Origin of the sequence: Emcibacter sp. SYSU 3D8, assembly GCF_039655875.1 — a bacterium.
GTDB lineage: Bacteria > Pseudomonadota > Alphaproteobacteria > SMXS01 > SMXS01 > RI-34.
Genome location: NZ_JBBYXK010000017.1, coordinates 1 through 502, shown reverse-complemented (window position 1 = coordinate 502; position 502 = coordinate 1). Strand labels below are relative to the sequence as shown.

The window sequence follows — 502 nt, the reverse complement described above, 5'->3', positions numbered from 1 at the left end:
TCAAGACCCGTCCATCGCGCCAGTCGGCACCCTGTTCGACCAGTCGGCGCTCAGCTCTGAAAAGTACGGCGCGAAGCTGACATATGCCCGCGAGGACACACTGTGGGCGGGTCTGCAGCTGGCATTCGGCGCCGACTACCTGCACGACAAGACGCTCCAGGAACTGGCTCAGACCGACCGGCTGTGGGTGCCGGAGTTGATCTACAAGGGCTGGGCTCCGTTCGTCCAACTGGAACAGAAGCTGTTCGATGATCTTGTGCGGCTGTCGGGCGGCCTGCGCTACGAAAAGGCGACGCTGAACGTCCCGGACTTCACGACCATCGCCAGCGCCAATTCCACGTTCGTGGAAGGCGGCTCCCCCAGTTTCAATAAGCTGCTCAAGAATGCGGGTCTGGTAGTCGAACCGGTCACCGGTCTGTCGATGTTCGCCTCGTACTCGCAAGGCTTCACGATGCCGGACGCCGGACTGATCCTACGCGCCGTCAACAAGCCGGGTCAGAAC

Annotated in this window: 1 protein-coding gene; it reads left to right on the top strand. The window is 61.8% G+C overall.

Annotation, left to right across the window (positions count from 1 at the left end; genetic code table 11):
• Positions 1-502, top strand: a 502-nt coding sequence (locus WJU21_RS19495) for a TonB-dependent receptor (RefSeq protein WP_346325141.1), incomplete at both ends; no start/stop codon positions are given.